We start from the raw sequence: 26,377 nt of genomic DNA, 5'->3' as shown, positions 1-26,377 counted from the left end.
ATGCGCGTTGCCCTGATCATCGCTGCGCTGTGCAGCCTGGCCGGGGTCGCCCACGCGACCCCGGCCAGCGAACCGCACAAAGCCTACCTGACCCTGATCATCGACGACCTGGGGCAAAACCTGCCCCGGGATCGCCGTGTGCTGGCCCTGCCCGGCCCGGTGACCACGGCGATCATGCCCGACACGCCCCACGCCGCCGAATTCGCCCGCGAAGCGCACAAGGCCGGCAAGATCGTGATCCTGCACATGCCCATGGACCCGGCCACCGGCCCGTTCGCCTGGCACCCCGAGTTGCCTATCGAAGAGCTCGGCAAGCGCCTGGACGCTGCGTTCAAGGCCGTGCCCTACACCGCCGGCATCAACAACCACATGGGCAGCCGCATGACTGCCCAGCCCGAAGCGATGGCCTGGCTGATGGGCGAGTTGCAACGGCGCCACAAGTTCTTTGTCGACAGCCGCACCAGCGCGCAGACCGTCGGCGCCGCCGAAGCGCAGAAGATCGGCCTGGCCAGCGTCTCGCGGGATGTGTTCCTCGACGACGAACGCACCGAAGCCGCGATCACCACGCAATTGCAGAGCGCCATCAAACTGGCCCATAAACAGGGCTCAGCGGTGATGATCGGCCATCCGTATCCACAAACCCTGGCGGTGCTCGAACGCGAGCTGCCCAAGCTCAAGGCCCAGGGCGTGGACTGGATTGATATCAAACTGATGATCAGCGTGCGCAGCAATCAGGCGATGGCAGGGCACGGCAAGAACGGCACCTATCGCTACAAATAGCGCGCCATCATCTGGTCGAGCAGGCCTTCCTCGCGCAACTGATCCAACGCTGCCTGCAGCTTGGCCACCGTTTCGTCCGGCACATCCTTGTTCAGCGCCAGGTACAACTGGGCACTGTTGAAGCGAAGCACAGTCTTGAGCCCGGTCACACCGACCTGGCGCGCCAGGTAGCGGCCGGCCGGGTCGCCGGTGGCCCACAGGTCGATCTGGTCATCCAGCAGCTTTTGCGCGTTGTCCTGGTCACGCAGCACCAGCACTGGCTTGAGGCCCTGCTTCTCCAGGGTCTCGGCAATCGCGTCGCCCTTGTACGCGCCAATCTTGTAGCGCCGCGCCTGCGCCAGCTCGTCGAGCTGGATTTTGCTGTCGGCCTTGGCCAGCATCACCCAGTCATCCGGGCCGATAGGGCCGACCCATTTGAACAGCGCTTCGCGCTCCGGCAGGCGGGCCATCACGAACACGCCGTAGCCGGGGTTTTCCAGGGCGAGTTTGTAGATCCGCTCCCAAGGAAAACGCAGAGTGAGGCTGTAGGAAATGCCAGCACGCTTGAAGGTTTCGCGCATGATGTCCACGGCGATGCCTTCGACATTCTCGTCCTTGGCGAAGTTCTTGCCGTTTTTCGCCATGTTGTAGGGCGGGAAGTTTTCCGTCAGCAACACCAGGGAGGCGTCAGACGATTCTTCGGCTTGGGCCACTCCGATCATGAGCACGGAGGTACTGGCGAGCGCGAGCAACAGGTCTTTGAGCATGAAAGTTACCGGAATCCATGGCAAGCGCAGAGAGTGCCGCGCACTTGCCATGGTGTCCAGCAGCGTTTAGCGCACCACGATACCGCGCGCGGCCATGTACGCCTTGGCCTCGGGGACGGTGTATTCGCCGAAGTGGAAAATACTCGCCGCCAACACGGCGCTGGCGTGGCCTTCGATCACGCCGTCGGCCAGGTGCTGCAGGTTGCCGACGCCGCCGGACGCGATCACCGGAATGCCCAGCGCATCGCTGATGGCACGGGTCACGCCGAGGTCGAAGCCGTTTTTCATGCCATCCTGGTCCATGCTGGTCAGCAGGATTTCACCGGCGCCCAGGCCTTCCATCTTCATCGCCCACTCCACCGCGTCCAGGCCGGTCGGCTTGCGCCCGCCGTGGGTGAAGATCTCCCAGCGCGGCGGTTCGCCGGGGCCGGAGACTTTCTTGGCGTCGATGGCCACCACGATGCACTGCGAGCCAAAGTGCTGTGCGGCTTCGCCGACGAACTCCGGGTTGAACACTGCGGCGGTGTTGATCGAGACCTTGTCCGCGCCGGCATTGAGCAGGTTGCGGATGTCTTGCACGGTGCGAACGCCACCGCCCACGGTCAGCGGGATGAACACCTGGCTGGCCATGCGCTCGACGGTATGCAGCGTGGTGTCGCGGCCGTCGACGCTGGCGGTGATGTCGAGAAAGGTAATCTCGTCGGCACCTTGCTCATCGTAGCGACGGGCGATTTCCACCGGGTCGCCGGCGTCACGGATGTTCTCGAACTTGACGCCCTTGACCACGCGACCGTTGTCGACGTCCAGGCAAGGGATGATGCGTTTGGCCAGCGCCATGGTCAGTCCTCAGCCGTTGTAGGCATCGCAGTAAGCCTGGGCTTCGGCGACGTCCAGGGTGCCTTCGTAGATTGCGCGGCCGGTGATCGCGCCGATGATTCCAGGGGCCCGGGCATCCAGCAGCGACTTGATGTCACCCAGGTTGTGGATGCCACCGGACGCGATCACCGGGATCCTGGTCGCCGCCGCCAGCGCAGCGGTGAACGGTACGTTGCAGCCCTGCATCATGCCGTCTTTGGCGATGTCGGTGTAAACGATGGCGGACACGCCGTCGGCTTCGAACTGCTTGGCCAGGTCGATCACCTGCACCGTGCTGATTTCAGCCCAGCCGTCGGTGGCGACGAAACCGTCCTTGGCGTCCAGGCCGACGATCACCTTGCCCGGGAACGCGCGGCAGGCTTCGGCGACGAAGGCCGGGTCTTTCACGGCCTTGGTGCCGATGATCACGTAGCTTACGCCGGCCTTGACGTAGTGTTCGATGGTTTCCAGGGAGCGGATACCGCCGCCGATCTGGATCGGCAGGTTCGGGTAGCGCTTAGCGATCGCAGTCACCACTTCGCCATTGACCGGCTGGCCTTCGAAGGCGCCGTTCAGGTCCACCAGATGCAGGCGACGGCAACCACCGTCCACCCATTTGGCAGCCATGCTCACCGGGTCGTCGGAAAACACCGTGGAATCTTCCATGCGGCCCTGGCGCAGACGCACGCAAGCGCCGTCCTTGAGATCGATAGCGGGGATAATCAGCATCTGGCAAACCTTATTCGATATTCAGCAATGCTTGGGAAATCAGGGTTTCTCAAGCGACCACAGGTCGCTTTCGATGCTTTCGAACCGTTCCCTAAGGAGCGTCTGCGTATCGAAAATCGCCCTGTTGTAATAGTGCGGCGCAACTTCAATGGTGAACAACTCAAGGATCTCGGCAACCTCGAACGAGCCCAGCTTGAGCTCGAAACGGTCCTCCATGAAGCGCTTGATCTTGTTGGTAGCCTCACGTTCCTGTTCGGGCGTGAGGTTCAGGATCGGCAGCTTCGGTTTCTTGGCCATCTACCAGCGACCGTCCCACGCAGCGAAGTTCTGCAGCAATTGCAGGCCATGGGTATGGCTCTTCTCCGGGTGGAACTGCACCGCAAAACGCGAACCTTCGGCCAGCGCAGCGGCGAAGTCGACGCCGTAGTGCCCGCCACCCACCACCTGGCGCGGGTTACCGGCGGCGATGTAGTAGCTGTGGACGAAGTAAAAGCGCGCCATGTCCGGGATCTCATGCCACAGCGGGTGATCCACGGTGCGCCGCACTTCGTTCCAGCCCATGTGCGGGACTTTCAGGTGTTCGCCGTCTTCATGCAGGTCCTTGCCGAAGAACTTCACTTCGCCTGGAAACAGGCCGATGCAGTCGACGCCGTCGTTCTCTTCACTGCGCTCGAGCAAGGCTTGCATGCCCACGCAAATGCCGAGGAACGGCCGGTCCTGGCTGACCTCGCGCACCAGGCTGTCAAAGCCCAGGCGACGGATTTCGGCCATGCAATCGCGAATCGCGCCAACGCCTGGGAACACCACGCGGTCAGCCTCGCGAATCACCGTGGCATCGCTGGTGATCAGCACCTTGCCAGCCCCTACGTGCTCGAGGGCCTTGGCCACCGAGTGCAGGTTGCCCATGCCGTAATCGATAACCGCGACCGTCTGCATTACAGGACGCCCTTGGTCGATGGCATTTGCCCGGCCATGCGCTCATCCAGCTCCACCGCCATGCGCAGCGCGCGACCGAATGCCTTGAACACGGTTTCGATCTGGTGGTGGGTGTTGGTGCCGCGCAGGTTGTCGATGTGCAGGCTGACGAGGGCGTGGTTGACGAAACCCTGGAAGAATTCCTGGAACAGGTCGACGTCGAAGCCGCCCACGGTGGCGCGGGTGTAGGGCACGTGCATCTGCAGGCCGGGGCGACCGGAGAAGTCGATGACCACACGCGACAGCGCCTCATCCAGCGGGACATAGGCGTGGCCGTAGCGACGGATGCCTTTTTTGTCGCCGATGGCCTTGGCGAAAGCCTGGCCGAGGGTGATACCGACATCCTCCACCGTGTGGTGGTCGTCGATATGCAGGTCGCCCTTGCTGACGATATCCAGGTCGATCAGCCCATGACGGGCGATCTGGTCCAGCATGTGCTCAAGAAAAGGTACACCGATATCAAATCGGGCCTTTCCGGTGCCATCCAGGTTGATCGAGGCTTTGATCTGGGTTTCCAGAGTGTCGCGCTCGACGGACGCCTTACGTTCGGCCATCACCAGCTCCGCAAAATCATTGGGCGAAAAAGGCAGCCATTATAGGGGCGCGGGCGCTAAACAGAAACATCGAAGGGGATAAGACTGACGAGTTGAAGCGAGGAAGGTCGACGCTAGACATGTGCATACAAGCGGGCGCTCCAGGATGGTGCGCCCGCCTGCAGTCAACTTAGTGGAACAGTACCGCCGTCTTTTGCAGGGTCACCCACACACCCCACGCCAACGGAATACCCACCACCAACCAGGCCGCGACAGCCAGCGGCTTGCTGCCGGCGGAGGCTTTCCACTCCAGCACGGTGCTCGAATCGGCACCCTTGTCATGGCCCAGCGCCTGTTCGGCGGCCAGTTCGGCGTCGCTCATGAAGTACTTGTCGGCCACCGGGCGCACCAGCAGGTTGCAGATGAAACCCAGCACCAGCAGGCCGGCGAGGATGTACAAGGTGATGTCGTAGGCGGCGGCGCGTTCGACGCCGATGCTCAACTGATATTCACGCAGGTAGTTCACCAACACCGGGCCCAGCACGCCCGCCGCAGCCCAGGCGGTCAGCAGGCGGCCATGGATCGCGCCGACCATCTGGGTGCCGAACAGGTCGGCCAGGTAAGCCGGAACCGTCGCAAAACCGCCGCCGTACATCGACAGGATGATGCAGAACGCCGCCACGAACAGCGCCACGTTGCCCAGGTGCCCGAGGTTCGGGATCAGCGCATACAGGGCAAAGCCCAGGGCGAAGAACACGAAGTAGGTGTTTTTACGGCCCAGGTAGTCGGAGAACGACGCCCAGAAGAACCGGCCACCAATGTTGAACAGGCTCAACAGACCGGTAAAGCCCGCCGCGATCGCCGCGATCGAGGCCAGTTGCCCGGCATTCAGTTGGCCGAACGGCACATCCACACCCAGCAACTTGCCGCCGAACACTTCCTGCAGCAGCGGCGAAGCCATGCCGAGGATGCCGATACCAGCCGATACGTTCAGGCACAGCACCAGCCATACCAGACGGAATTGCGGGGTTTTCCAGGCGACGTTCACGTGAACGTGACGATGGGTGATCATCGCATTGCTGGCTTTTTTCACCGGCGCGGTCCAGCCCTCAGGCTTCCAGCCGGTCGGCGGAACGCGGTAGGACAGCGCGCCACCGATCATGAACACGAAGTAAATCGCCGCCATCACCAGAAAGCTCTGCCACACGCCGACGCTGGTCGGCGAAGCGAAGTGCCCCATCAGCGCTGCCGCCAGGGGAGCCCCCACCATCGCGCCGCCGCCGAAGCCCATGATCGCCATGCCGGTGGCCATGCCGCGCTTGTCCGGGAACCACTTGATCAGGGTCGACACGGGCGAGATATAACCCAGGCCCAGGCCGATACCGCCAATGACCCCGGAGCCGATCCACATCAGCCAGATCTGGTGGGTATAAATCCCCAGCGCCGAAATCAGCAGGCCGCCACACCAGCACAGCGCCGAGACGACGCCCGCCTTGCGTGGCCCGGCATGTTCCAGCCAGCCGCCCCAGATCGCTGCCGAGCAGCCCAGGAAGATGAAGAACAGGGTGTAGATCCAGCCCAGCATGGAGATCGGCCAGTCGCACTGAGACGAGAAGACCTGAGCGATAAAGCTCATATCCGGCGCACAGGCCACCGGCGCGCTGATCCCCAGCGCCTTGGACAGCGGCAACCAGAACACCGAGAAGCCGTAGGCCATGCCGATACACAGGTGGATGGCCAGAGCGGCCGGTGGAACCAGCCAGCGGTTGAACCCGGGCTTGGCGATGATGCGCTCCTTGGACAGGAACGCAGGCTGCGCGGCAGCAATACCCGCCGCAGTGCTAGTGCTCATTAGTGTTTCCCCCAGTTATTAGTATGTGTTCGTCAGGCGCTCTCTCCTTCGGCCTTGCACGCAGGGCGTGACCGTTTTGTTGAATAAAGCTCCATTTAAAGCGCGACGTTACGTCGCAGAAGGCGGACGAACGCGCAGAGATTAGCATCAGTGGATGACAGAAAAACCAAAATGCCACTACCTTTCGCGGAATTTTTGTGTTTTTTGACGCCAAAATACCGCCCCCCTGCGCTAGATACAATGTAACGATCCGTGAACTGACGCAGGCCATCGGGCGCTATACTCTGCGGCTAAATTTTGAAATCGACATACAAGGACTCGCCCATGAAAGCGTTCGGCAAAATCCTGGGTCTGGTACTTCTCGGGCTGTTGCTGATCATTGTGGCTCTCGGCTTTGCCCTGACCCATCTCTTCGATCCCAACGACTACAAAGACGAGATTCGCCAGATTGCCCGCGACAAGGCCCACATCGAGCTGACGCTCAATGGCGACATCGGCTGGAGCCTGTTCCCCTGGCTGGGCCTGGAACTGCACGAAGCCAGCGTCGCGACCCTGACCAACCCGACCCAGCCGTTCGCCGACCTGCAGATGCTCGGCCTGTCGGTACGCGTGCTACCGCTGCTGCGCCGCGAAGTGCAGATGAGCGATGTGCGCGTCGAAGGCCTGAACCTGCGCCTCAACCGCGACAAGCAAGGCCACGGCAACTGGGAAGACATCGGCAAGAACGCCCCCGAGGCGGCCACCGATACGCCAACCCCCGTGCAAGCGACGGCACCGGTGACCGAGGTGAAGGCAGAGAAACCGCCGCAGCCCATCCGCCTGGACATCGACAGCCTGACCATCAACAACGCCCGCATCGAATACAACGATGAACAGACCGGCAAGCAGTTCAGCGCCGAAAGCATCCAGCTGAGTGCGGGTGCCATCCACGAAGGGGCGAGCATTCCGCTGAAACTCACCGCGTTCCTCGGCAGCAACCAGCCGGTCATGCGCGTCAAGACCGAACTCAACGGCAACCTGCGCATTCAGCGGGCGCTCAAGCGTTATCAGTTCGAAGACATGCGGTTCAGCGGCGAAGCCACCGGCGAACCGCTGCAAGGCAAAACCGTGACCTTCTCCACCCAGGGCCAACTGCTGGTGGACCTGGCGGCCAACATTGCCGAGTGGACCAACCTGAAACTCTCGGCCAACCAGTTGCGCGCCCTCGGCGAACTGAAGGTCAATGACCTGGACAAGACCCCGCAGCTCAGCGGCGCCCTGTCGATCGCCCAGTTCGACCTGGCCAAGTTCCTCGACAGCGTCGGCAACCCGCTGCCACCGATGGCCGAGGGCAGCCTGAGCAAAGTCGAGCTGGTCAGCCGCCTCCAAGGCACGCCGACCCGCCTGGCCCTGGAAGACCTCAACCTGAAACTCGACGGCAGCACCTTCACCGGCCGCGTTGCCGTGGACGATTTCGCCAAGCAATCGCTGCGCGTGCAACTCAAGGGCGACACCTTCAACGCCGACAATTACCTGCCGGCCAAGTCCGAATCCGCCAAGGGGGCAACCGCCGCACGCCAGGCCGAAGTGCAGAACAGCGAAGCCGGCGCCATGGCCGCCGGTGGCACCACACCGCTGCCGGACGCCCCGACCAAAGGCGCCTGGAGCACCGACAAGCTGCTGCCGCTGACCCGCCTGCGCACGCTGGACGTGGAGGCCGACCTGGCCTTCGGCCAACTGACCCTGAGCAAGCTGCCGATCCAGAACGCCATGCTCAAGGCCAGCGGCCTCGACGGCCAGCTCAAGCTCGACAGCCTGAGCGGCGGCCTCTACAACGGCAGCTTCCAGGCCAATGGCAGCCTCGATGTGCGCCAGGACATTCCAGTGCTGGCCCTGCAAAGCCACATCAAGCAAGTGCCGGTCGAGCGCATCCTGCAAGCCCAGGGGCAGACGCCGCCGGTCAAGGGCGAGATCACCCTCGACAGCAACCTCAGCGGCCGCGGCAACAGCCAAAAGGCACTGATCGACAGCCTCAACGGCAACGCCAGCTTCGTGATCAACAACGGCGTGCTGCTCAACGCCAACCTTGAACAGCAACTGTGTACCGGCATCGCCCTGCTCAACCGCAAGACCTTGAGCAGCGAACCACGGGCCAAGGACACACCGTTCCAGGAACTCAGGGGCAACCTGACGTTGCGCAACGGCGTGGCCAACAACCCCGACCTGAAGGTGCGTATCCCCGGCCTTACGGTCAACGGCAACGGCGACATCGACCTGCGCGTGCTGGGCATGGATTATCGCGTCGGCATCATCGTCGAGGGCGATCAACGCGAAGTGCCGGACCCCGCCTGCGAGGTAGGCGCCAACTTCCAGGGCATCGAAGTGCCGCTGCGCTGCCGTGGCCCGCTGGAGCTGGGCGCCAAGGCGTGCCGCCTGGACAAGGACGGCCTCGGCCAGGTTGCCATCAAGGCCGCCGGCAACCGCCTCAACGAGAAGCTGGAAGAGAAGCTCGACAAAGTTAACCCGCAGTTGAAAGACGCGTTGAAAGGCCTGTTCAAACGATGAGAAACGAGCAGTTTTCCGAGGCGGTACTGAACTGGTACGACCGCCACGGTCGCCATGACCTGCCCTGGCAACAGGGCATCACGCCCTACCGGGTGTGGGTTTCGGAGATCATGCTGCAACAGACCCAGGTCAACACCGTGCTCAATTACTTCGACCGCTTCATGGCCTCCCTGCCAACGGTCGAAGCCCTGGCCGCCGCGCCGGAAGACGAGGTGCTGCACCTGTGGACCGGCCTCGGCTATTACACCCGGGCGCGCAACCTGCAGAAGACCGCGAAGATTGTCGTGGCCGAGTACGGCGGCGAATTTCCCCGCGACGTGGAAAAGCTCACCGAACTGCCCGGCATCGGTCTGTCCACCGCCGGCGCGATCGCCAGCCTGAGCATGGGCCTGCGCGCGCCGATCCTCGATGGCAACGTCAAACGCGTGCTGGCACGCTTTACCGCGCAGGAGGGCTACCCCGGCGAACCCAAAGTGGCCAAACAGCTCTGGGCCACCGCAGAGCGCTTCACGCCCCATGATCGCGTCAACGCCTACACCCAGGCGATGATGGACATGGGCGCCACCCTGTGTACCCGCAGCAAGCCCAGTTGCCTGTTATGCCCGCTGGAAAAAGGCTGCGAAGCCCACATGCTCGGCCTGGAGACGCGCTACCCGATCCCCAAGCCGCGCAAGAGCATCCCCCAGAAACGCACGCTGATGCCCATGCTGGCCAATGGCGACGGCGCGATCCTGCTTTACCGTCGCCCGTCCACGGGCCTGTGGGGCGGTTTGTGGAGCCTGCCGGAGCTGGACGACCTGCAAGACCTCGAACACCTCGCCCACCAGCACGCGCTGGAACTGGGCAAACAACAGGAACTGCCGGGGCTGATCCACACCTTCAGCCACTTCCAACTGGCCATCGAACCCTGGCTGGTCCAGGTCGAGGAATCCGCCCATCACGTGGCCGAGGCCGACTGGCTCTGGTATAACCTCGCCACCCCGCCGCGCCTGGGCCTTGCTGCCCCGGTGAAAAAACTGCTGAAGCGCGCGGCCGACGTATTGAACGCAGGAGTTTCGTCATGACCCGCACCATCATCTGCCGCAAGTACCACGAAGAACTGCCCGCCCTGGAGCGCGCCCCGTTCCCGGGTGCCAAGGGCCAGGACATTTTCGATCACGTCTCCGCCAAGGCCTGGGCCGACTGGCAGAAACACCAGACCCTGCTGATCAACGAAAAACGCCTGAACATGATGAACGCCGAAGACCGCAAATACCTGCAAGGCGAGATGGACAAGTTCTTTTCCGGCGAGGATTACGCCAAGGCCGAAGGCTACGTGCCGCCTGCTCAATAATTGAGCAAAAACCGGGGTCGGCACGTAAGCGACGGTAATAATTAAATATTTTTTGAAAACTTGCTTGACGACCCCCTGAAAAACCCGTTTAATGCGCCCCGTTGCCCAGATAGCTCAGTCGGTAGAGCAGGGGATTGAAAATCCCCGTGTCGGCGGTTCGATTCCGTCTCTGGGCACCACTATTAAGTTTCAGGTGGTGCAACGATCATCTGAAACACCCAAAAAACCCGCCTAGTGCGGGTTTTTTGTTGCCTTCGATTTACCCATCCCGAACCGGGGTGGCTCACCGTCACCCCAGTACGCAATACCCGCCTCGCGCCGCCTACTTGAGCAAGAACACCAACAACGGATTGTCGTTCAGTCGTCCGTTGAACATCGGCGCCAGGTGTTCCACCGGTGTGCCCTTCAACTGCTCGGTTTCCTTGCGCGCCACGATCACCCAGGACGGCCGTGGCAGCGAGTCCAACTGATCGAGCTGGTTACGCCCGATGAACAGCGGTTGCTCGTCGTGATCCAGGTTCATCATGTAGCGCACGGCCCAGGTGTCTCGCGCAAGGCCGACAAACACCAACGGTCCCGGCTCTTGTGCGCGAAGCGCTTCCACCTGACTGACAAATTGCCGGGTGTCGAACTGCAGGTCCTTGGCCGGCTCTACCACGGTCACCAGCAACAACCACTGCGCCGCCAGTGCGATCGCGCTGAGCCACACCAAACGCCCGGCGCGACGCCAGGCGATCAATGCCGCCCCCTGCAGGATCACCAGCACGCCGATCAGCAACGGCAACGAAACGTCCGGCCAGTAACCGTGCTTCTGCCACCCATGTCGACACACGAAGACTACAACCACGCACAACGCCGGCAGCGCCGCGACGAGCCATGTGTAACAGCGACGCACCCCGACGAACCAGTTCTGTGCGTGGAGCAGCCCATAGGCGGCGACAGCGGCAAACATCGGCACCATGGGCAGGATGTAATAAGCGCGCTTGAAGTGCGGCACCGACAGCCCGAGCAGAATCATCAAGCCGCAGGCGCCGAGCCGCACGACCAGTTGCACGTCGTCATTGCCCCAGCGTTCCGGCCAGCGATGACGCAGCGCAACCATGCTCGCCAACGCCATGGGGACCACCGGGAAGTAACGGTACAGACTCAGCTGGAAGTAGAAATAGAACGGCTCGCCGATTTCATCGAGGCGCCCGCCAACCTGCATCTTGAACACTTCATCGGCAAAGGCCTGGCCCCCACTGATCCGCGCCAACTGCATCAGCAGCCACCAGCAACACGCCAACAGCAGCAACCCGATAACGCCGTGGATCAGCACTTGCCTGACCCGCTCCCCCGGACGACCCAACGCCCAATACACGCAGGCCACCCCACAGACTTCGATCAAGCCCAACGGCCCGCGAATCGCAAAGCCCAGGATAAACAGCGGGAACACCGCCAGCTGCCGCAGCCGCGAGCCAAGGCGTTCGCCACTGTGCAGCAGGTAGAAGCTGCCTACGCACAACAGCGCCACCATCTGATCCAGGCACACCGAGCGCGACTTTTCGAGCAACTGGGTGGTGAGCAAGGTCAGCAGCACCGTCAACAGCGCCCAGGCGCGACTGGAAGGCGCCAGCAAGCGATAGATCAGCGCCACCACTCCGGCAGAGGCCAGCGCGGTGGGCAGGACATTCGCCAGGTGGTTGGGCGCACCGAACAACCGGGCGAATACAAAACTGAAGAACGTCGCCGTACCGGGATAATCCGCGTAGGGCTGGCCGTAGGTGGTGGGGAAAAGACTCGCCCCATGGCGAAACATTTCCTGCATGAACAACGCCCAGCGCCCGTCAAACCCCTGAGGCTGCTGGTCCCAGATCCCCAACGTAAATAACAACAAAGCAATCAAAAAAATGCCCAGAGACTCCAGGCGAAAAGAGTTGCGGTGATCCATCGGTTGTCCTGCCAGGTAGTGAGCGGCGGCTTATGGTGCCCAACACATCCCAAATAGCGCCTGAACAACCCTGAACATTCATGTGCCCGGCCGATCTGCGCGCCACACCAGCGTCGGGATCAGGCGAACGTAGATCAGCTCGCCAATCAACTCGACCAGGGTTTGCAGGATCACCGCCGTCGCCGCCAACCCGCGCACGCCTTCGGGCAACGCCAGCGCCAGGGGCAACACCACCAGCGAGTTACGCGTCGCCGCGCTGAACGTCACCGCGCGCGCCGTCACCGCCGGCAGCACGAACAGGCGCGCGGCGAACATCCCCATCAATGGCGCCAACAGCACAAAGCCAACGTAGACCGGAATCACCGGCAGCAACAGGCTGATATCGCGCACCACCGCGGTGATTTGCGAACCGATCACCACAAACAGCACCGCTGCCATCGCCGGCACCGGCAACCAGGCCCAGGCATCGTTCCAGGCGTTGACGACCGAGGATCGCCGCGCCAGCGAGGTGGTGATCACCGCCAGCACCATCGGCACCACGATCAATAACAGGAACGCCTCGACAAACGGCCGCACCTCCACCACCACCGCGGACTGCGCGCCCAACATCAACCCCAGGTACACCGGCAACAACACCAACTGCAACAACAGCAGCAGCGGCGTCGCGGCCAGCATCAAGCGCGAATCGCCCTTGCCGATGTGGGTAAACACCACCACGTAGTCGATACACGGCGTCAGCAACACCAGCAACGCTCCCACCAGCAACGCCGGGCGCTCCACCAGGCCACGCGTCAGTAGCCACACCAGCACGGGCACGAGAACGAAATTGGCCAGCAGCAACGCCGCCAGGAACCGCTGGTTGCCCACGCCTTGGCGCAGCTGCAGAAACGGGATTTGCAGGAACATCGCATACATCAGCACCGCGATGGCCGGCGTGACCAGCACGCCGAGGCCATGCGCCAATGACGGCGCGAGCAGACCGAAAGCGGCGGCCAGGAGGACGGTGGCGAAGTAGAGGGGAATCTGGTGGTGTTCGAGGGTGTCGCGGGTCATCAGGACGCTCTCGCTGATTGCAAAGGCGCAAGCCTAAGCATCTACTGGCGTGAGGTCGAGTGGTGTGGCCCGATCACATCCCTGGGATATTCCTGGCGAGTGTGTAACACCATCACTATCTCAACGTGCTCCGTCACCCGATAGACCACCAGGTAGTTTGGATGAACAACCATTTCCCGAGTACCAGACAAGCGACCGTGCTTGAATCCGTATGGCATCAGGGACAACCCCTCGGCGGCAACCACAATAGTTTGGTGCAGCGAGACGGCGGCAACCGGGTTGTACTGCTCGATGTAATCAATGATCTCGATCAGGGCGACAATAGCCTCAGGTCGCCATTTAACGAGAAGCACGAGCCTTGCGCCTCTCTTCCAGCACCTTCTCGACTTCAGCCATCGCCTGATCGTGCGGAATACTAGGACGAGGATCGTCAATTGAAGCCTGCACCTTGGCACGAAACCAACGGTCGTAGCTGGCAGCTTGCTCTTCTGTTTCAAACTCCGAAACGATGGGAGAACGTGGAATGCTCATAGAGACCTCCGTAATGGATGCCTGCCAGTCTAATCTGTCCATGGTTGGCTGTCGTTTCTCTCAGATGTGTGGTTTTTTCGGAACAAGCCACTGTGCACGGGCGTTGTAGGCGTTGTGAGCGCCAGAGATTAGTGAGTCAGCGGAACGAAGTACAAGTGCTGGCAAACTGGCCAACCGTTACCAAAAATAAAAAATCGGCACAGGCCCAAAACGATGAATTTGAATGATGCCTCTTCGCCAACGCCTGCAACTCAACCCTGCCAAAACACTTCCTTCAGGGCACCCGCCGCAGACGGCTACCCGCTTGGCGGCTTCACCTGGCGCCATATCCGAAGCGACCCTACACGCCCGGTCGTCATCATCAACGCCGCCACCTCCGTGCGCTGTCGCCACTATTCACGCTTCGCCGACTACCTGTTCGCCAACGGCTTCGATGTCATCACCTACGACTATCGCGGCATCGGCGAGTCCCGTCGTGGCTCGCTGCGAGGCTTCAAGGCCTCATGGTCGGATTGGGGCCGCCTGGATTTCGAGGCGATATTGCAGCGGGCGCAGCGCGAGTTCCCGGGGCAGCCGATCGACGTGGTCGGTCACAGCTTCGGCGGCTGTGCAGCGGGGCTGGGGGCGTCCGGCGCAGTGATCCGGCGCCTGGTGACGGTGGGCGCGCAATTCGCCTACTGGCGCGATTACGCAGCGAGCGGGCGCTGGCGCATGGTTGGCAAGTGGCATGTGGTGATGCCACTGGTGACGGCGCTGTTCGGCTACTTCCCGGGCAAGCGCCTGGGCTGGCTGGAGGATACGCCGGCCGGCGTGGTACGGGACTGGAGCACGCCGACGCCGAGCTATGAAACACGGCCCAGCGGGCGCGCCTTGGGTGAATTGCCATTTGCCCGGGTAACGGCGCAGGTGCTGGCGATCAGCATCACCGACGATCCCTTCGGCACCGTGCCGGCCATCGAGCGCTTGCTGAGCTACTTCGCCAGCAGCGAACGCACTCACCTGCGCATCGCCCCTGACGATATCGGAGAAACACAGGTCGGACATTTCGCGTTCTTTCGCAGCGAGTATGAGGATCGGCTGTGGCCGATTGCGCTGGCATGGCTGAAGCACGGCGCGCTAACGCCCGGCACACCGGGCCGTCGCATGACGGCGCGCGTCTAGAACCTCTTGGGATTTCCCTCAACCTGCGCTTCAATACCCACCCAGATCCTGAACCAAGGACGTGAGCCCATGGCCTCGCCGAACAAGCAGCAAAAACGTGCCCACCGGGCAAAGGCCAAGGCCAAGCAAAACCGTACCCAACGCGCCGTCGCGAGCAAGCCGGATGCATTTGCCGGCGATGACAGCCGCATCGATCTTGAGTCGGTGGATTTGACTGAATTGTTTGTCGAAATGCGTACTGCCGGCGAAATCAGCCAGCAAGCGCTGTGCGCGGCATTCCTGGCGCACCCGCTGTTGGCATTGGTGCTGGAGCAGGAAGGCGAAGAAGAGGCCACCGACTTTATCCTGGCGGCACTGATCGAATATCGGCAGTGGGCTACCGACACCGAGGATGAAGCGGCAGCCCTGGCGTGGGTCGAGTCGCCGCAGTTCCAGGCGGATTACGTCGCCGCATCCCAGGCGCTGGTGATTTCCCAAGACTGACGCAAAACGCAATGTGGGAGGGGGCTTGCCCCCGATTGCGGTGTGCCAGTCGACATCTAATTGACTGATACACCGCTATCGGGGGCAAGCCCCCTCCCACATTTGAACTGCGGCGCAATCAAGCACCGCACTCCATCACATCAATTCAGTACTGCAGCGCCTACGCTCTGGGCCTTGCGACGGCTCGAAACGAGCAGCCCCGCCGCCACCACCAGCAAGCTCAAGACCCCGGTCGCGATGATCTCGACCCGATGGGCTTCCTGGAACAGCATGATCCCCAGCGTACCGACGATGAACACCATCACCGCGTAGGTCAGGCCTGGGAACAACCACATTTTGAACGCGAGCGTCTCGCCCGCCGCAGTACGCTTCTGACGCATGCGCAGTTGCGACACCGCAATCACCAGGTACACCAGCAACGCAATGGCGCCGGAACTGGCGAGCAGGAATTCGAACACCGCCGCCGGTGCCACGTAGTTGGCGAAGACCGCCAGGAACGCTGCGCCGGTGGACAGCATCACCGCCCAGTAAGGCGTGCCGCTTTTGTTGGTGCGCTTGGACACGGCGGGTGCATCACCACGACGGCCCAGGGAAAACAGCATGCGCGAGGCGGTGTACAGCGCCGAGTTGAGGCAGCTGGTCACGGCAACCAAGACCACCAGGTCAACGATCAGCTTGGCATTCGGGATGCCCATGCTTTCCAGCACTGTCTGGTAGGAACCTACGGCAGCCAGGGTCGGATCGTTCCAAGGCACCAGGGACACCACGATGAAGATCGACAGCAGGTAGAACAAACCAATCCGCCAGATCACCGAGTTGGTGGCCTTGGTGATCTGCTGGCCCGGGTCCTTCGACTCGGCGGCCGCGATGGTGACAATCTCGGTGCCCATGAACGAGAACATGGTGGTCAGGATGGCCGCCAGCACAGCGCCCATGCCGTTCGGCATGAAGCCCTGGGTGTCGAACAGGTGCGAGACACCGCTGACCTGGCTGGTCGGCAAGAAGCCGAAGATCGCCAGCAGGCCGAGGATCACAAAGCCCACGATCGCGACGACTTTGATCAGCGCGAACCAGAACTCGAACTCACCGTAGTGCTTCACGCTGAACAGGTTGGTCGCCGTCAGCAGCAAGGTGATGATCAGGGTAAACGCCCAGATGGCCACGCCGGGGAACCAGGCATGGAGGATGGTCGCGGCGGCGTTGGCTTCCAATGGAATCACCAGCACCCAGAACCACCAGTACAGCCAGCCGATGGTGAAACCGGCCCAGTGACCGATCGCCCGATCGGCGTAGGTCGAGAACGAACCGGTGTCCGGCGACGCCACGGCCATTTCGGCCAACATCCGCATCACCAAGACCACCAGCGCACCGGCGGCGGCATACGCCAGCAGTACCGCAGGGCCGGCGGCGGCGATCGCGTGGCCGGAGCCGACAAACAAACCGGCACCGATGACGCCGGCAATCGACAACATGGTGACGTGACGCGGTTTGAGCCCCTGTTCGAGGTCATTGGAGCTATGCGTACTACTCATTGACACACCTTTAAACGAGGAATTGCGAAAACGGTCCGCCCGGCGCGTGCCTTTTACGTGAAAAGAAACAAACAGGGCGTTCTTTATTTTTTACGCAATATTTGCGCCAAAATGTTACAAAACCCCGATTGACGCGGGCTGTAGGACGATCCAGCAGCCCTCGCAAGTCATTGAGAATGCTGGCATTCCGCTACAGCGTTACCGAGCGACTCACTTTTACCCGAACGCGCGCACCACAAATACACACAAAAAGTACGTGACGCCCCATAAAAGGGCCGATGGTCACCGTTTGCCCGGTTAACCCTTCCAACACCCGCCCAAAGCTGGCACCATCGCGCCCTTTTTCACGCGAAGTCTGCGGGTTTTCCAGGTTCAAACGGCTGTTCGGTTGTTGATGGCGCGACACGCCGCTGTGCCGATGCGACACCTTGCCGCAGACCACCTGTTAAGCATCCGCCGCGCTGTTGGCTGCCATCCGGACGCTATGCTAGGTTGGCGCCTCGCCAGGAAGGCGACCCAACAGCAGGAACGCAACGAACACAATGAGGACCGCACATGGCTCTGGCCGCGCCCGCGCTTGAAATCCGCAACTTGCATAAACGCTATGGTGAGCTGGAGGTACTCAAAGGTATCTCGCTGACCGCTCGCGACGGCGATGTGATCTCGATCCTGGGTTCCTCCGGTTCCGGCAAGTCCACATTCCTGCGCTGCATCAACCTGCTGGAAAACCCGCACCAGGGCCAGATCCTGGTGGCCGGCGAAGAGCTCAAGCTCAAGGCCGCGAAGAACGGCGAGCTGATAGCCGCCGACGGCAAGCAGATCAACCGCCTGCGCAGCGAAATCGGGTTTGTGTTTCAAAACTTTAACCTGTGGCCGCACATGAGCATCCTCGACAACATCATCGAGGCCCCACGCCGCGTGCTCGGCCAGAGCAAGGCCGAAGCCATCGAAGTGGCCGAAGCCCTGCTGGCCAAGGTCGGCATCGGCGACAAGCGCCACGCCTACCCCGCACAATTGTCCGGCGGCCAGCAGCAGCGGGCGGCCATCGCGCGTACCCTGGCGATGCAGCCGAAAGTCATCCTGTTCGACGAACCCACCTCGGCCCTTGACCCGGAAATGGTCCAGGAAGTACTTAATGTGATCCGCGCGCTGGCCGAAGAAGGCCGCACCATGCTGCTGGTCACCCATGAAATGGGCTTCGCCCGCCAGGTGTCCAGTGAAGTGGTGTTCTTGCACCAAGGCCTGGTCGAAGAGCAAGGATCGCCACAGCAGGTGTTTGAAAACCCGCTTTCGGCGCGCTGCAAACAATTCATGTCCAGCAACCGCTAACGGAGCAACATGCATGCAGAACTATAAAAAATTCCTTCTGGCCGCGGCCGTTTCGATGGCGTTCAGCGCCTCGGCCATGGCAGAAACCCTGAAAATGGGGATCGAAGCGGCCTACCCGCCGTTCAACAATAAAGATGCCAGCGGCAACGTCGTCGGCTTCGACAAAGACATCGGCGACGCCCTGTGCGCCAAGATGAAAGTCGAGAAGTGCGAAGTGTATGTATCGGACTGGGACGGCATCATCCCGGCGCTGAACGCGAAGAAATTCGACTTCCTGGTGTCCTCGCTGTCGATCACCGACGAGCGCAAGCAGGCCGTCGACTTCACCGACCCGTACTACTCCAACAAGCTGCAGTTCATCGCACCTAAAGCCACGGCAGACTTCAAGACCGACGCGGCCTACCTGAAAGGCAAGATCATCGGCGCACAACGCGCGACGTTGGCCGGCACCTACCTGGAAGACAAGCTGCCAGACACCACCAGCAAGCTCTACGACACCCAGGAAAACGCCTACCTCGACCTGACGTCCGGCCGCCTGGACGGCATCCTCGCCGACAAGTACGTGCAGTACGAATGGCTCAAGAGCAAAGACGGTTCCGCCTACGAATTCAAGGGCAACCCGGTGGTCGAGAGCGACAAGATCGGTATCGCCGTGCGCAAAGGCGACCCGCTGCGCGAACGCCTGAACAAAGCCCTGGCAGAGATCAAGGCCGACGGCACCTACAAGAAGATCAACGACAAGTACTTCCCTTTCAGCATCGAATGATCTGAACGGTATGCCCGACGCGCTCCCAGGGGCGCGTCGGCTTTCAGCTTTGCCTGCCGCGATATGAAAACACCATGAATTTCGATCTCTACGGATTCGGCCCGGCGCTCGCCGCCGGCGCGCTGATGACCGTCAAGCTGGCGCTCACGGCCCTGTGCCTGGGGCTGGTACTCGGCCTGGCCGGCGCTTTGGCCAAGACGTCCCCATACAAGCCGCTGCAGTGGCTGGGCGGGGCTTACTCGACCCTCGTTCGCGGTATTCCCGAACTGTTGTGGGTGTTGCTGATTTATTTCGGCACGGTCAACCTGATGCGTGCCCTCGGGGAGTTTTTCGGTAACCCCGACCTTTCCCTCAGCGCCTTCGCCGCCGGGGTCATCGCCCTGGGCCTGTGCTTTGGCGCCTACGCCACGGAAGTGTTCCGTGGCGCGATCCTTGCCATTCCCAAGGGCCACCGTGAAGCCGGTGTGGCATTGGGCCTGTCGAAGTTTCGCATCTTCACCCGCTTGATCATGCCGCAGATGTGGCGCATCGCCCTGCCGGGCCTGGGCAACCTGTTCATGATCCTGATGAAAGACACCGCGCTGGTATCGGTGATCGGCCTCGAAGAAATCATGCGCCATGCGCAGATCGGCGTGACCGTGACCAAGCAGCCGTTCACCTTCTTCATGGTGGCGGCGTTCATGTACCTAGGCCTCACCGTGCTGGCCATGACTGGCATGCACTTCCTGGAAGAACGCGCCAGTCGCGGCTTTGCAAGGAGCACCCAATGAACGGCGACTACAGCTGGCTGTCCCATTTCGACCTGGGCCTGAACTGGGCCGTGATCATCAAGTGGCTGCCCAAACTGGCCCAGGGCGCGACCCTCACCCTCGAGCTGGTGGCCATTGCGGTGATTGCCGGCCTGCTGCTGGCGATCCCGCTGGGCATCGCCCGCTCCTCGCGCCGCTGGTACGTGCGGACCCTGCCCTATTGCTACATTTTCTTCTTTCGCGGCACACCGTTGCTGGTGCAACTGTTCCTGGTCTACTACGGCCTGGCGCAGTTCGACGCGGTGCGTAACAGCTTCATGTGGCCGTACCTGCGCGATCCGTTCTGGTGCGCCACCGCCACCATGACCCTGCACACCGCCGCCTATATCGCCGAAATCCTGCGCGGTGCGATCCAGGCCATCCCGCCGGGTGAAATCGAAGCGGCGCGGGCCCTGGGCATGTCCAAGCCGAAGACGCTGTTCTATATCATCCTGCCGCGCGCCTCGCGCATCGGCCTGCCGGCGTACAGCAACGAAGTGATCCTGATGCTCAAGGCCAGCGCCCTGGCCAGCACCGTGACGCTGCTCGAACTGACCGGCATGGCGCGCACCATCATTGCGCGCACATACCTGCCAGTGGAGATCTTCTTCGCCGCCGGCCTGTTCTACCTGCTGATGGCCTATGTGCTGGTGCGCGGTTTCAAACTGCTGGAACGCTGGCTGCGAGTCGATGCCTGTCAGGGACGTTGAAGCGCACTTCCAGGCGCTGGATGCGTTCCTCAGCGAACACCAGGGGCTGTGGCGACCACGGCCCTTCACGCATCGCCAGTTACCCTGGGAATCCCAACATCCCGCGCTCGCCCAGTGGCTGCGCCGGCGCTCGCTGGCCGACGCGGAAAGCAGCCACAACCGGCCCCATGAGCTGCCCGCCCCGGCGCCTTTTCCACAGTTGGCCGCGCAGGCGCTGCGCCTCAGTGCTGTGGATAAGTTACCGACGCAGCCCCTGGCACCCGCCCGCCAGCGCCTGAACGTCGATGTGCCCGGCCGCAAGTGGCAACAGATCGAAGCATTCGGTGCTGCCCTGGGGTTCGCGCAACCACCGCGGCACTGGCTGGACTGGTGCGCCGGCAAAGGCCACCTCGGCCGCCGCCTGCTGCACAGCGGGCAGCAACTGACCTGCCTGGAATACGATCCGGCCCTGATCGCCGCCGGGCAGGCCTTGAGCGACCACCACCAACTGCCCGTCACCCATCACCTGCAAGACGTACTGGCCGACGTGACGGTCAGCGCCGAACACACACCCGTCGCCCTGCACGCCTGCGGCGACCTGCACGTGCGTCTGCTGCAACTGGCCAGCACTGCCGGCTGCAAGCAACTGGCGCTGGCACCCTGCTGCTACAACCGCATCCGCACCGATCGCTATCAGCCACTGTCGAGCGTCGGCCGCGCTTCGGCGTTGCGCTTATCGGTGGATGACCTGGGGCTGCCCCTCAGTGAAACCGTCACCGCCGGCAAGCGGGTGCGCCGGCAACGGGATACGTCCATGGCCAGGCGCCTGGGTTTCGATCACTTGCAGCGCCAATTGCGCCATTGCGACACGTACCTGCCCACGCCGTCCCTGCCCGCCAGTTGGCTGGATAAACCCTTCGCCGACTATTGCCGCGAGTTGGCCGGCCTCAAAGGTTTATCCACAGGCGAGCAGGATTGGACAGCGCTGGAGGCACACGGCTGGCGGCGCTTGGCCGAGGTCAGAAACCTGGAACTGCTGCGAGGGTTGTTCCGCCGCCCGCTGGAGCTGTGGCTGGTGCTGGATCGGGCTCTGTTTCTGCGGGAACAGGGCTACACCGTGACGGTAGGCAGCTTCTGCGAAACCACCCTGACCCCACGCAACCTTATGGTGCTGGCTGAGCGCGATTAAAGCGCATTTTTTCCTACGCGCGCCCTGTGGATAACTCTGTTGATGAAATCCTTACAGAAGTTGTAGCCATCTGCGCTACAGGCCAAATGCCATACTGATCATTTTTTGTGCAACGAATAAAACGCACGCAAAACAGGCGGTTGCGCCGTGTTGAGAATGGTTCCGCCCAAACCCCATTCGACGCCATCGGCGACCTGCCGATTGTGCATAAGCATTTCGCGTTCAGCGCATAAAGCGTGATTTAGCGGGCTTTTTTCCGTGCGATCAACAACCGGCACAGCCTCTTGAGATCGTCGCAGGCGGCGCTCGCCGCCAAGTTATCCAGCGGGTCCATGGCAAAGGCCAGGGCTTCGCTGATCGATGGATCGCGATGCACCACGTCCAACGGATTGTCGCCCAGGCGCAGTTTGAAGGCATTGACCATGTCCCGGCTGAACGCCGAGTTTTCTTCCAGTTGATTGATCACATAGTGGCAATGTGGCGGGCGTTCACGCTCAAGATAAGGCGCCAGCACCGCGTCCAACTGGTCAAGCGTGCCGAGGCATGCGGCATTCGGCTGGACGACGACCAATACGCTATCGGCCACGCTCAACGCTTGATGCAGATAGACGTTATTACCGGCGGGGGTGTCGATGAGCATGAGCGGGCGCTCGCTCAACCCCAGGGTCGACAGGTGCTGCGCCAACCACTCCGGTTCACGCGTGAGCCAACGTTGCAGGTTGTCCTTCTGCTTGATATCGGTGTGCCCGAATGGGATCACGCGGCAGCCGGCAAACCCTGTTTGCAGGAGCGTCTCCCAGCGCGTATTGAGCAGGCTGGCGCGGCCGACGCCCAGGAGCTCCGGGGCCACGCCGAAATGCTGGCGCAATGCGTTTTGAGGGTCCAGATCCAGCGCCACCACCGACTCCCCCAAGCGCTGCAAGCCGCTGCTCAACGCCGTGGCCAGGGTGCTGCGGCCGACGCCGCCGTTGACCGAGACCAGCGCCACCACGGTTGGACGCGGTGTGCTCAAGTCATAATGATGAGGTTGTTCATACGCCGCTGGCGCATTGGCGCAAAAGCGCGAGCTGTCTTTCTGGTTAGCGCGGGTGCCATCATCGAATGGAAGGGTGCCGAAAAAGTGCAGCCGAGCGTTCCGTGCCTTGGGCTCCCGGGTCAGGCTCTTGCCGGACGGGGCAAACAGATCATCGGTACGGCTCATGGCCATAACTCCTTCACAGTGCCATTAAAGACGTGAAAGGTCGGCAAGATAAGGCTGACCGCAAGTCTTTTTGTCGGCGCTTTGGTTGCGACATTCTGTGACAGGCGTTATGAGGTGTCATTATTTTGATGGAATTGCCGCCACCCTTTCAGACGAGCGGAAAATAGCCAATTTACCGGCACTTATTCAGGATAAATTGCTACAAAGTGATTTCATCGTGCCATTGTTTTTTACCCGGTATCACCGCACCATTGCCGCACCTTCAATGCTGCAAGCTCGGGTATTCGCAGTGGCGATACGCTTTAACTTCCCTCGGTTCCTGTACGGTCTGGCCATCACGCTGTTGCTGGGTGGCGGCCTGCTGGGCAATCTGCTCGCCGATTGGGATTTCAGCCAGATCAGCCGCCGCGCCGAGGCGCTGTACGGGCCCCTGGGCGCCGGGCGCCAGCGTATCGATGCCTGGCAACACCTGCTCACGGCGCAAAAGCAGGTCAGCGAGACCGAACAACTCAACGTGGTCAACTTGTTCTTTAACCGCCAGTTGCACTACGAAGAAGATATCGACCTGTGGCACGAGATCGATTATTGGGCGACGCCCATTCAATCCCTGTGGAAAGGTGCCGGTGATTGTGAAGACTATGCCATCGCCAAATACTTCAGCCTGCGTCACTTGGGCGTCCCGGCCGAGAAGCTGCGCATAACCTACGTCAAGGCCTTGCGCCAGAATCGCGCGCATATGGTACTGACCTACTATGCAAGCCCGGAAGCCATGCCGTTGGTACTGGACAGCCTGATGGACCCCATTCTGCCGGCCAGCCAACGTCCGGACCTGCTGCCCGTCTATGCTTTCAACGGCGAAGGGTTGTGGCTGACCGGCGCGGCGGGCAACAAAAAAGTCGGTGATAGCAAGCGCCTGTCACGCTGGCAGGATGTCTTGAAAAAAATGACCGCCGAAGGGTTTCCGGCCAGTTCGGATAATTAACAGGAGCTACGATGTCACTGTTCAAACAATTGCTGATCGCTATCTGTGTGTTTCTAGTGGTTGCCTTCAGCGGTAGCTTCATCGTCAGCCTGGAAAGCTCGCGTGCGCAGTACGTCAACCAGTTGCGTTCCCACGCCCAGGATGCGGCCACCGCACTGGCACTGTCGCTGACGCCGAACATCGATGACCCGGCGATGACCGAGCTGATGGTCAGTTCGATTTTTGACAGTGGCTACTACGCGAGCATCCGCGTGGTGGACCTGAGCAATAACCAGGTGCTGGTGGAGCGTGCCGCCGAGCCTGATGCCAGCGGCGTGCCGGCCTGGTTCGTGAAAATGATCGGCCTCGCGCCGGCCGGCGGCGATGCCATCGTCAGCCGAGGCTGGCAGCAGGCGGCACGGGTCGAGGTGATCAGCCACCCGATGTTCGCCCTGGCCAAACTGTGGCAGAGCGCATTGGGCAGCCTGGGCTGGTTGCTGCTCTGCGGCGCCGCGAGTGCGGTGCTCGGCGCGTTGTTGCTGCGCCGTCAGTTGAAGCCGCTGGACTATATGGTCGAGCAGTCCCACGCCATCGCGCGGCGCGAATTCATCAGTTTGCCCGACCTGCCCCGCACCCCCGAACTGCGGCGCGTGGTGCAGGCCATGAACCAGATGGTCGAGAAGCTCAAGGCGTTGTTCAATGAACAGACCGAGCGCAGCGAGAAGCTGCGCGTGGAGTCCTACCAGGACAGCCTGACCGGGCTGGCCAACCGGCGCTATTTCGAGATGCAGCTCAACTCGCGGGTCAGCAACCTGGAAGAAGCCAGTTCAGGCTACCTGCTGATCTTGCGGGTCAACGACCTCGCCGGTCTCAACCAGCGCCTGGGCGGGCAACGCACCGACCAACTGCTGCAAGCCGTCAGCCAGCAACTGGTGCGGACCTGCGCCAAGTACCCGGAAACCCACAACCTGATCACCCGCAGCCGCGGCGGCGAGTTCGCCGTGCTTGCCCCAGGCCTGGTGCGTCACGAAGCGGTGCAATTGGCCCAGGCGCTGGAAACCACCCTGCAGAGCCTGTACGAAACGGGCGCCACAGACATGCAGAGCGTGGCCTACATCGGCCTCGCGCCCTACAACCCCGGCGATGCCTCGGCCGACCTGTTGAAGCTGGCCGATCAGGCCCTGGCCCAGGCTGAAGCCAGTAGCGGCCAAACCTGGGTATGCCTGGAGCGCCAGACCCGGGACACCGTCAGCGACGATCCGCATAGCTGGCACACCCTGCTCGACGAGGCCCTGAATCAGGGGCGCTTCCGCTTGTTTTTCCAGCCGGTGGTCAGTAGCAGCGATACCCGTCAGGTGCTGCACTACAAGGTACTGTCGCGCCTGCTCGACAACCAGGACCAGACCATTGCGGCGGGGCACTTCCTGCCCTGGCTGGAGCGCTTCGGCTGGACCGCACGCCTTGACCAATTGATGCTCGACCTGGTGATCAAACACCTGGCACAACACAACCAATCGGTGGCGTTGAACCTCTCGGCGGCAACCTTGAATGACCCACAAGCCCTGGAGCGGATGTTCGAGCGATTGGCGCAACACCCGACACTCGGTACGCGCCTGACGCTGGAGATCGGCGAAGAGCAAGTGCCCGAGCAAGCCCAGCTGGAGCGTCTCACCCGGCGCCTGCGCAGCCTCGGATACAGCCTCGGCCTGCAACGTTTCGGCGGGCGTTTCAGCATGATCGGCAACCTGGCGAACCTGGGCCTGGCGTACCTCAAAATCGACGGCAGCTACATCCGGACCATTGATCAGGAAAGCCACAAGCGCTTTTTTATCGAGGCGATCCAGCGTGCCGCCCACAGCATCGATTTGCCGTTGATTGCAGAACGCGTGGAAACCGAAGGTGAGTTGCGCGTGATTCGCGAGATGGGCATCGAAGGGGTGCAAGGCCAACTGGTCGGTGAACCTGCGCCGTGGACGTGGAGCGCCGAGTAATCAGGCCGGCTTGACGCTCATGCCGTGAAAGAGGTGCGTGCGCCTCAGATCAAACCGCTTTCATCGTCATTGATCAGCTCACTCAAACCGCCCAGCGCCGTCCGTGCCTGGGTACGCTCCATCACCTTGACCTGCGCGGCGGGCGGCAGGTCAGTGATGCGGATCACGCCCTTGGCGGTCAGCACCTGGATCAAGTCATCGAGCACCCGAATCATCTCGGAGTCGCTCTGTTGGAGCTGCTTGAGGCTGTTGTCGATCACATCCGTGGCAAACCACGCCTGAATGTCCTGATGATCCGCCGGTAGAGTCCCGGTGGATTCGGCGAAGGCCTGCGCCTCGACGCGAACCAAAGCGTTGTATTGATCGCGTTGCACGTAGAACATCAGCGTTCTCCCAATAAAAAATCCCTGCAGGCGCCGCACCTGG

Annotated in this window: 27 protein-coding genes and 1 tRNA gene; 14 read left to right on the top strand and 14 right to left on the bottom strand. The window is 61.8% G+C overall.

Annotation, left to right across the window (positions count from 1 at the left end; genetic code table 11):
- On the top strand, positions 1-780 hold the full coding sequence (locus ACP7E3_RS28290) for a divergent polysaccharide deacetylase family protein (protein ID WP_017849935.1): 780 nt from the start codon (positions 1-3) through the stop codon (positions 778-780).
- Here the strand turns inward: ACP7E3_RS28290 and ACP7E3_RS28285 are convergent.
- The 7 genes from ACP7E3_RS28285 to ACP7E3_RS28255 form a co-directional block, all read right to left on the bottom strand.
- On the bottom strand, positions 771-1,526 hold the full coding sequence (locus ACP7E3_RS28285; protein ID WP_057003610.1) for a substrate-binding periplasmic protein: 756 nt from the start codon (positions 1,524-1,526) through the stop codon (positions 771-773). The genes ACP7E3_RS28290 and ACP7E3_RS28285 overlap by 10 nt on opposite strands.
- 66 nt (positions 1,527-1,592) lie before the next feature.
- A complete protein-coding gene (gene hisF / locus ACP7E3_RS28280; protein WP_010563131.1) occupies positions 1,593-2,363 on the bottom strand; it encodes an imidazole glycerol phosphate synthase subunit HisF in 771 nt (256 codons plus the stop codon).
- Positions 2,364-2,372: 9 nt separating this feature from the next.
- Positions 2,373-3,110, bottom strand: a complete 738-nt coding sequence (gene hisA / locus ACP7E3_RS28275) for a 1-(5-phosphoribosyl)-5-[(5-phosphoribosylamino)methylideneamino]imidazole-4-carboxamide isomerase (protein ID WP_017849937.1) — start codon at positions 3,108-3,110, stop codon at positions 2,373-2,375.
- A 39-nt stretch (positions 3,111-3,149) separates the two neighbouring features.
- A complete protein-coding gene (locus ACP7E3_RS28270) occupies positions 3,150-3,407 on the bottom strand; it encodes a DUF2164 domain-containing protein (RefSeq protein WP_017849938.1) in 258 nt (85 codons plus the stop codon).
- Positions 3,408-4,046, bottom strand: coding sequence for an imidazole glycerol phosphate synthase subunit HisH (gene hisH, locus ACP7E3_RS28265; protein WP_017849939.1), 639 nt, complete (start codon positions 4,044-4,046; stop codon positions 3,408-3,410).
- Entirely contained in the window at positions 4,046-4,639 is a 594-nt protein-coding gene (gene hisB, locus ACP7E3_RS28260) for an imidazoleglycerol-phosphate dehydratase HisB (protein ID WP_017849940.1), read from the bottom strand. Before hisB ends, hisH begins: the two co-directional genes overlap by 1 nt.
- 169 nt (positions 4,640-4,808) lie before the next feature.
- Positions 4,809-6,470, bottom strand: coding sequence for an OFA family MFS transporter (locus ACP7E3_RS28255; RefSeq protein WP_046490889.1), 1,662 nt, complete (start codon positions 6,468-6,470; stop codon positions 4,809-4,811).
- Between the two features lie 324 nt (positions 6,471-6,794).
- Here ACP7E3_RS28255 and ACP7E3_RS28250 point away from each other — a divergent pair, with 324 nt between their 5' ends.
- The 4 genes from ACP7E3_RS28250 (at position 6,795) to ACP7E3_RS28235 (ending at position 10,526) form a co-directional block, all read left to right on the top strand.
- Positions 6,795-9,014: an AsmA family protein gene (locus tag ACP7E3_RS28250; RefSeq protein ID WP_426125079.1), complete on the top strand. Its 2,220-nt coding sequence runs from the start codon at positions 6,795-6,797 to the stop codon at positions 9,012-9,014.
- Positions 9,011-10,078: an A/G-specific adenine glycosylase gene (mutY, locus tag ACP7E3_RS28245; protein WP_426125077.1), complete on the top strand. Its 1,068-nt coding sequence runs from the start codon at positions 9,011-9,013 to the stop codon at positions 10,076-10,078. The genes ACP7E3_RS28250 and mutY overlap by 4 nt, the downstream gene beginning before the upstream one ends.
- Positions 10,075-10,347, top strand: coding sequence for an oxidative damage protection protein (locus tag ACP7E3_RS28240; RefSeq protein WP_017849944.1), 273 nt, complete (start codon positions 10,075-10,077; stop codon positions 10,345-10,347). The genes mutY and ACP7E3_RS28240 overlap by 4 nt, the downstream gene beginning before the upstream one ends.
- 103 nt (positions 10,348-10,450) lie before the next feature.
- A tRNA-Phe gene (locus ACP7E3_RS28235) sits at positions 10,451-10,526 on the top strand.
- Positions 10,527-10,669: 143 nt separating this feature from the next.
- Here the strand turns inward: ACP7E3_RS28235 and ACP7E3_RS28230 are convergent.
- The 4 genes from ACP7E3_RS28230 to ACP7E3_RS28215 form a co-directional block, all read right to left on the bottom strand.
- Positions 10,670-12,277 carry an ArnT family glycosyltransferase gene (locus tag ACP7E3_RS28230; RefSeq protein WP_057003607.1) on the bottom strand — a complete coding sequence of 536 codons (1,608 nt, stop codon included), beginning with the start codon at positions 12,275-12,277 and terminating at the stop codon, positions 10,670-10,672.
- A 78-nt stretch (positions 12,278-12,355) separates the two neighbouring features.
- Positions 12,356-13,330: an arsenic resistance protein gene (locus ACP7E3_RS28225; RefSeq protein WP_128192059.1), complete on the bottom strand. Its 975-nt coding sequence runs from the start codon at positions 13,328-13,330 to the stop codon at positions 12,356-12,358.
- A 41-nt stretch (positions 13,331-13,371) separates the two neighbouring features.
- Entirely contained in the window at positions 13,372-13,683 is a 312-nt protein-coding gene (locus ACP7E3_RS28220; protein WP_032805156.1) for a type II toxin-antitoxin system RelE/ParE family toxin, read from the bottom strand.
- Entirely contained in the window at positions 13,670-13,861 is a 192-nt protein-coding gene (locus ACP7E3_RS28215) for a type II toxin-antitoxin system RelB family antitoxin (protein ID WP_081610227.1), read from the bottom strand. The genes ACP7E3_RS28220 and ACP7E3_RS28215 overlap by 14 nt, the downstream gene beginning before the upstream one ends.
- Positions 13,862-14,074: 213 nt before the next feature.
- On the opposite strand from ACP7E3_RS28215, the gene ACP7E3_RS28210 reads away from it, so the two are divergent.
- Together ACP7E3_RS28210 and ACP7E3_RS28205 are read left to right on the top strand one after the other, a co-directional pair.
- Positions 14,075-15,022, top strand: coding sequence for an alpha/beta hydrolase family protein (locus tag ACP7E3_RS28210; protein WP_288077181.1), 948 nt, complete (start codon positions 14,075-14,077; stop codon positions 15,020-15,022).
- Positions 15,023-15,091: 69 nt separating this feature from the next.
- Complete coding sequence (locus tag ACP7E3_RS28205) at positions 15,092-15,505, top strand: hypothetical protein (RefSeq protein ID WP_046385011.1); 414 nt, start codon at positions 15,092-15,094, stop codon at positions 15,503-15,505.
- Between the two features lie 140 nt (positions 15,506-15,645).
- Here the strand turns inward: ACP7E3_RS28205 and gabP are convergent, their stop codons facing one another.
- Positions 15,646-17,037: a GABA permease gene (gene gabP / locus ACP7E3_RS28200; RefSeq protein ID WP_017849950.1), complete on the bottom strand. Its 1,392-nt coding sequence runs from the start codon at positions 17,035-17,037 to the stop codon at positions 15,646-15,648.
- Positions 17,038-17,592: 555 nt separating this feature from the next.
- On the opposite strand from gabP, the gene ACP7E3_RS28195 reads away from it, so the two are divergent.
- The 5 genes from ACP7E3_RS28195 to ACP7E3_RS28175 all read left to right on the top strand — a co-directional run bounded on the left by ACP7E3_RS28195 (position 17,593) and on the right by ACP7E3_RS28175 (position 21,798).
- Complete coding sequence (locus ACP7E3_RS28195) at positions 17,593-18,366, top strand: ABC transporter ATP-binding protein (protein ID WP_017849951.1); 774 nt, start codon at positions 17,593-17,595, stop codon at positions 18,364-18,366.
- Positions 18,367-18,379: 13 nt separating this feature from the next.
- Positions 18,380-19,132: an ABC transporter substrate-binding protein gene (locus ACP7E3_RS28190; protein WP_046385012.1), complete on the top strand. Its 753-nt coding sequence runs from the start codon at positions 18,380-18,382 to the stop codon at positions 19,130-19,132.
- Between the two features lie 74 nt (positions 19,133-19,206).
- Complete coding sequence (locus ACP7E3_RS28185) at positions 19,207-19,902, top strand: ABC transporter permease (RefSeq protein WP_046385013.1); 696 nt, start codon at positions 19,207-19,209, stop codon at positions 19,900-19,902.
- Positions 19,903-19,940: 38 nt separating this feature from the next.
- On the top strand, positions 19,941-20,630 hold the full coding sequence (locus tag ACP7E3_RS28180; RefSeq protein WP_046385364.1) for an ABC transporter permease: 690 nt from the start codon (positions 19,941-19,943) through the stop codon (positions 20,628-20,630).
- Positions 20,611-21,798: a methyltransferase gene (locus ACP7E3_RS28175; RefSeq protein WP_426125073.1), complete on the top strand. Its 1,188-nt coding sequence runs from the start codon at positions 20,611-20,613 to the stop codon at positions 21,796-21,798. Before ACP7E3_RS28180 ends, ACP7E3_RS28175 begins: the two co-directional genes overlap by 20 nt.
- 241 nt (positions 21,799-22,039) lie before the next feature.
- Here the strand turns inward: ACP7E3_RS28175 and bcsQ are convergent, their stop codons facing one another.
- On the bottom strand, positions 22,040-22,999 hold the full coding sequence (gene bcsQ / locus ACP7E3_RS28170) for a cellulose biosynthesis protein BcsQ (RefSeq protein WP_426125071.1): 960 nt from the start codon (positions 22,997-22,999) through the stop codon (positions 22,040-22,042).
- A gap of 265 nt (positions 23,000-23,264) precedes the next feature.
- On the opposite strand from bcsQ, the gene lapG reads away from it, so the two are divergent.
- Both lapG and lapD read left to right on the top strand, forming a co-directional pair.
- Entirely contained in the window at positions 23,265-23,981 is a 717-nt protein-coding gene (gene lapG / locus ACP7E3_RS28165) for a cysteine protease LapG (protein WP_017849958.1), read from the top strand.
- A gap of 11 nt (positions 23,982-23,992) precedes the next feature.
- Positions 23,993-25,951 carry a cyclic di-GMP receptor LapD gene (lapD, locus tag ACP7E3_RS28160; RefSeq protein ID WP_046385016.1) on the top strand — a complete coding sequence of 653 codons (1,959 nt, stop codon included), beginning with the start codon at positions 23,993-23,995 and terminating at the stop codon, positions 25,949-25,951.
- Between the two features lie 44 nt (positions 25,952-25,995).
- Here the strand turns inward: lapD and ACP7E3_RS28155 are convergent, their stop codons facing one another.
- Positions 25,996-26,334 carry a hypothetical protein gene (locus ACP7E3_RS28155; protein WP_017849960.1) on the bottom strand — a complete coding sequence of 113 codons (339 nt, stop codon included), beginning with the start codon at positions 26,332-26,334 and terminating at the stop codon, positions 25,996-25,998.
- Between the last annotated feature and the right edge of the window lie 43 nt (positions 26,335-26,377).

This window comes from Pseudomonas sp. PSPC2-3 (genome assembly GCF_049898265.1).
GTDB classification, from domain to species: domain Bacteria; phylum Pseudomonadota; class Gammaproteobacteria; order Pseudomonadales; family Pseudomonadaceae; genus Aquipseudomonas; species Aquipseudomonas veronii.
The sequence above is the reverse complement of the archived record's forward strand: the minus strand, read 5'-3'. Positions and strand labels throughout refer to the sequence as shown.

What these genes read in the sequence shown, in the direction of transcription:
- ACP7E3_RS28290 (WP_017849935.1), top strand. Translation starts at nt 1, where the DNA reads ATGCGCGTTGCCCTGATCATCGCTGCGCTGTGCAGCCTGGCCGGGGTC.
- ACP7E3_RS28285 (WP_057003610.1), bottom strand. Translation starts at nt 1,526, where the DNA reads ATGCTCAAAGACCTGTTGCTCGCGCTCGCCAGTACCTCCGTGCTCATG.
- hisF (WP_010563131.1), bottom strand. Translation starts at nt 2,363, where the DNA reads ATGGCGCTGGCCAAACGCATCATCCCTTGCCTGGACGTCGACAACGGT.
- hisA (WP_017849937.1), bottom strand. Translation starts at nt 3,110, where the DNA reads ATGCTGATTATCCCCGCTATCGATCTCAAGGACGGCGCTTGCGTGCGT.
- ACP7E3_RS28270 (WP_017849938.1), bottom strand. Translation starts at nt 3,407, where the DNA reads ATGGCCAAGAAACCGAAGCTGCCGATCCTGAACCTCACGCCCGAACAG.
- hisH (WP_017849939.1), bottom strand. Translation starts at nt 4,046, where the DNA reads ATGCAGACGGTCGCGGTTATCGATTACGGCATGGGCAACCTGCACTCG.
- hisB (WP_017849940.1), bottom strand. Translation starts at nt 4,639, where the DNA reads ATGGCCGAACGTAAGGCGTCCGTCGAGCGCGACACTCTGGAAACCCAG.
- ACP7E3_RS28255 (WP_046490889.1), bottom strand. Translation starts at nt 6,470, where the DNA reads ATGAGCACTAGCACTGCGGCGGGTATTGCTGCCGCGCAGCCTGCGTTC.
- ACP7E3_RS28250 (WP_426125079.1), top strand. Translation starts at nt 6,795, where the DNA reads ATGAAAGCGTTCGGCAAAATCCTGGGTCTGGTACTTCTCGGGCTGTTG.
- mutY (WP_426125077.1), top strand. Translation starts at nt 9,011, where the DNA reads ATGAGAAACGAGCAGTTTTCCGAGGCGGTACTGAACTGGTACGACCGC.
- ACP7E3_RS28240 (WP_017849944.1), top strand. Translation starts at nt 10,075, where the DNA reads ATGACCCGCACCATCATCTGCCGCAAGTACCACGAAGAACTGCCCGCC.
- ACP7E3_RS28230 (WP_057003607.1), bottom strand. Translation starts at nt 12,277, where the DNA reads ATGGATCACCGCAACTCTTTTCGCCTGGAGTCTCTGGGCATTTTTTTG.
- ACP7E3_RS28225 (WP_128192059.1), bottom strand. Translation starts at nt 13,330, where the DNA reads ATGACCCGCGACACCCTCGAACACCACCAGATTCCCCTCTACTTCGCC.
- ACP7E3_RS28215 (WP_081610227.1), bottom strand. Translation starts at nt 13,861, where the DNA reads ATGAGCATTCCACGTTCTCCCATCGTTTCGGAGTTTGAAACAGAAGAG.
- ACP7E3_RS28210 (WP_288077181.1), top strand. Translation starts at nt 14,075, where the DNA reads ATGAATTTGAATGATGCCTCTTCGCCAACGCCTGCAACTCAACCCTGC.
- ACP7E3_RS28205 (WP_046385011.1), top strand. Translation starts at nt 15,092, where the DNA reads ATGGCCTCGCCGAACAAGCAGCAAAAACGTGCCCACCGGGCAAAGGCC.
- gabP (WP_017849950.1), bottom strand. Translation starts at nt 17,037, where the DNA reads ATGAGTAGTACGCATAGCTCCAATGACCTCGAACAGGGGCTCAAACCG.
- ACP7E3_RS28195 (WP_017849951.1), top strand. Translation starts at nt 17,593, where the DNA reads ATGGCTCTGGCCGCGCCCGCGCTTGAAATCCGCAACTTGCATAAACGC.
- ACP7E3_RS28190 (WP_046385012.1), top strand. Translation starts at nt 18,380, where the DNA reads ATGCAGAACTATAAAAAATTCCTTCTGGCCGCGGCCGTTTCGATGGCG.
- ACP7E3_RS28185 (WP_046385013.1), top strand. Translation starts at nt 19,207, where the DNA reads ATGAATTTCGATCTCTACGGATTCGGCCCGGCGCTCGCCGCCGGCGCG.
- ACP7E3_RS28175 (WP_426125073.1), top strand. Translation starts at nt 20,611, where the DNA reads ATGCCTGTCAGGGACGTTGAAGCGCACTTCCAGGCGCTGGATGCGTTC.
- bcsQ (WP_426125071.1), bottom strand. Translation starts at nt 22,999, where the DNA reads ATGAGCCGTACCGATGATCTGTTTGCCCCGTCCGGCAAGAGCCTGACC.
- lapG (WP_017849958.1), top strand. Translation starts at nt 23,265, where the DNA reads ATGCTGCAAGCTCGGGTATTCGCAGTGGCGATACGCTTTAACTTCCCT.
- lapD (WP_046385016.1), top strand. Translation starts at nt 23,993, where the DNA reads ATGTCACTGTTCAAACAATTGCTGATCGCTATCTGTGTGTTTCTAGTG.
- ACP7E3_RS28155 (WP_017849960.1), bottom strand. Translation starts at nt 26,334, where the DNA reads ATGTTCTACGTGCAACGCGATCAATACAACGCTTTGGTTCGCGTCGAG.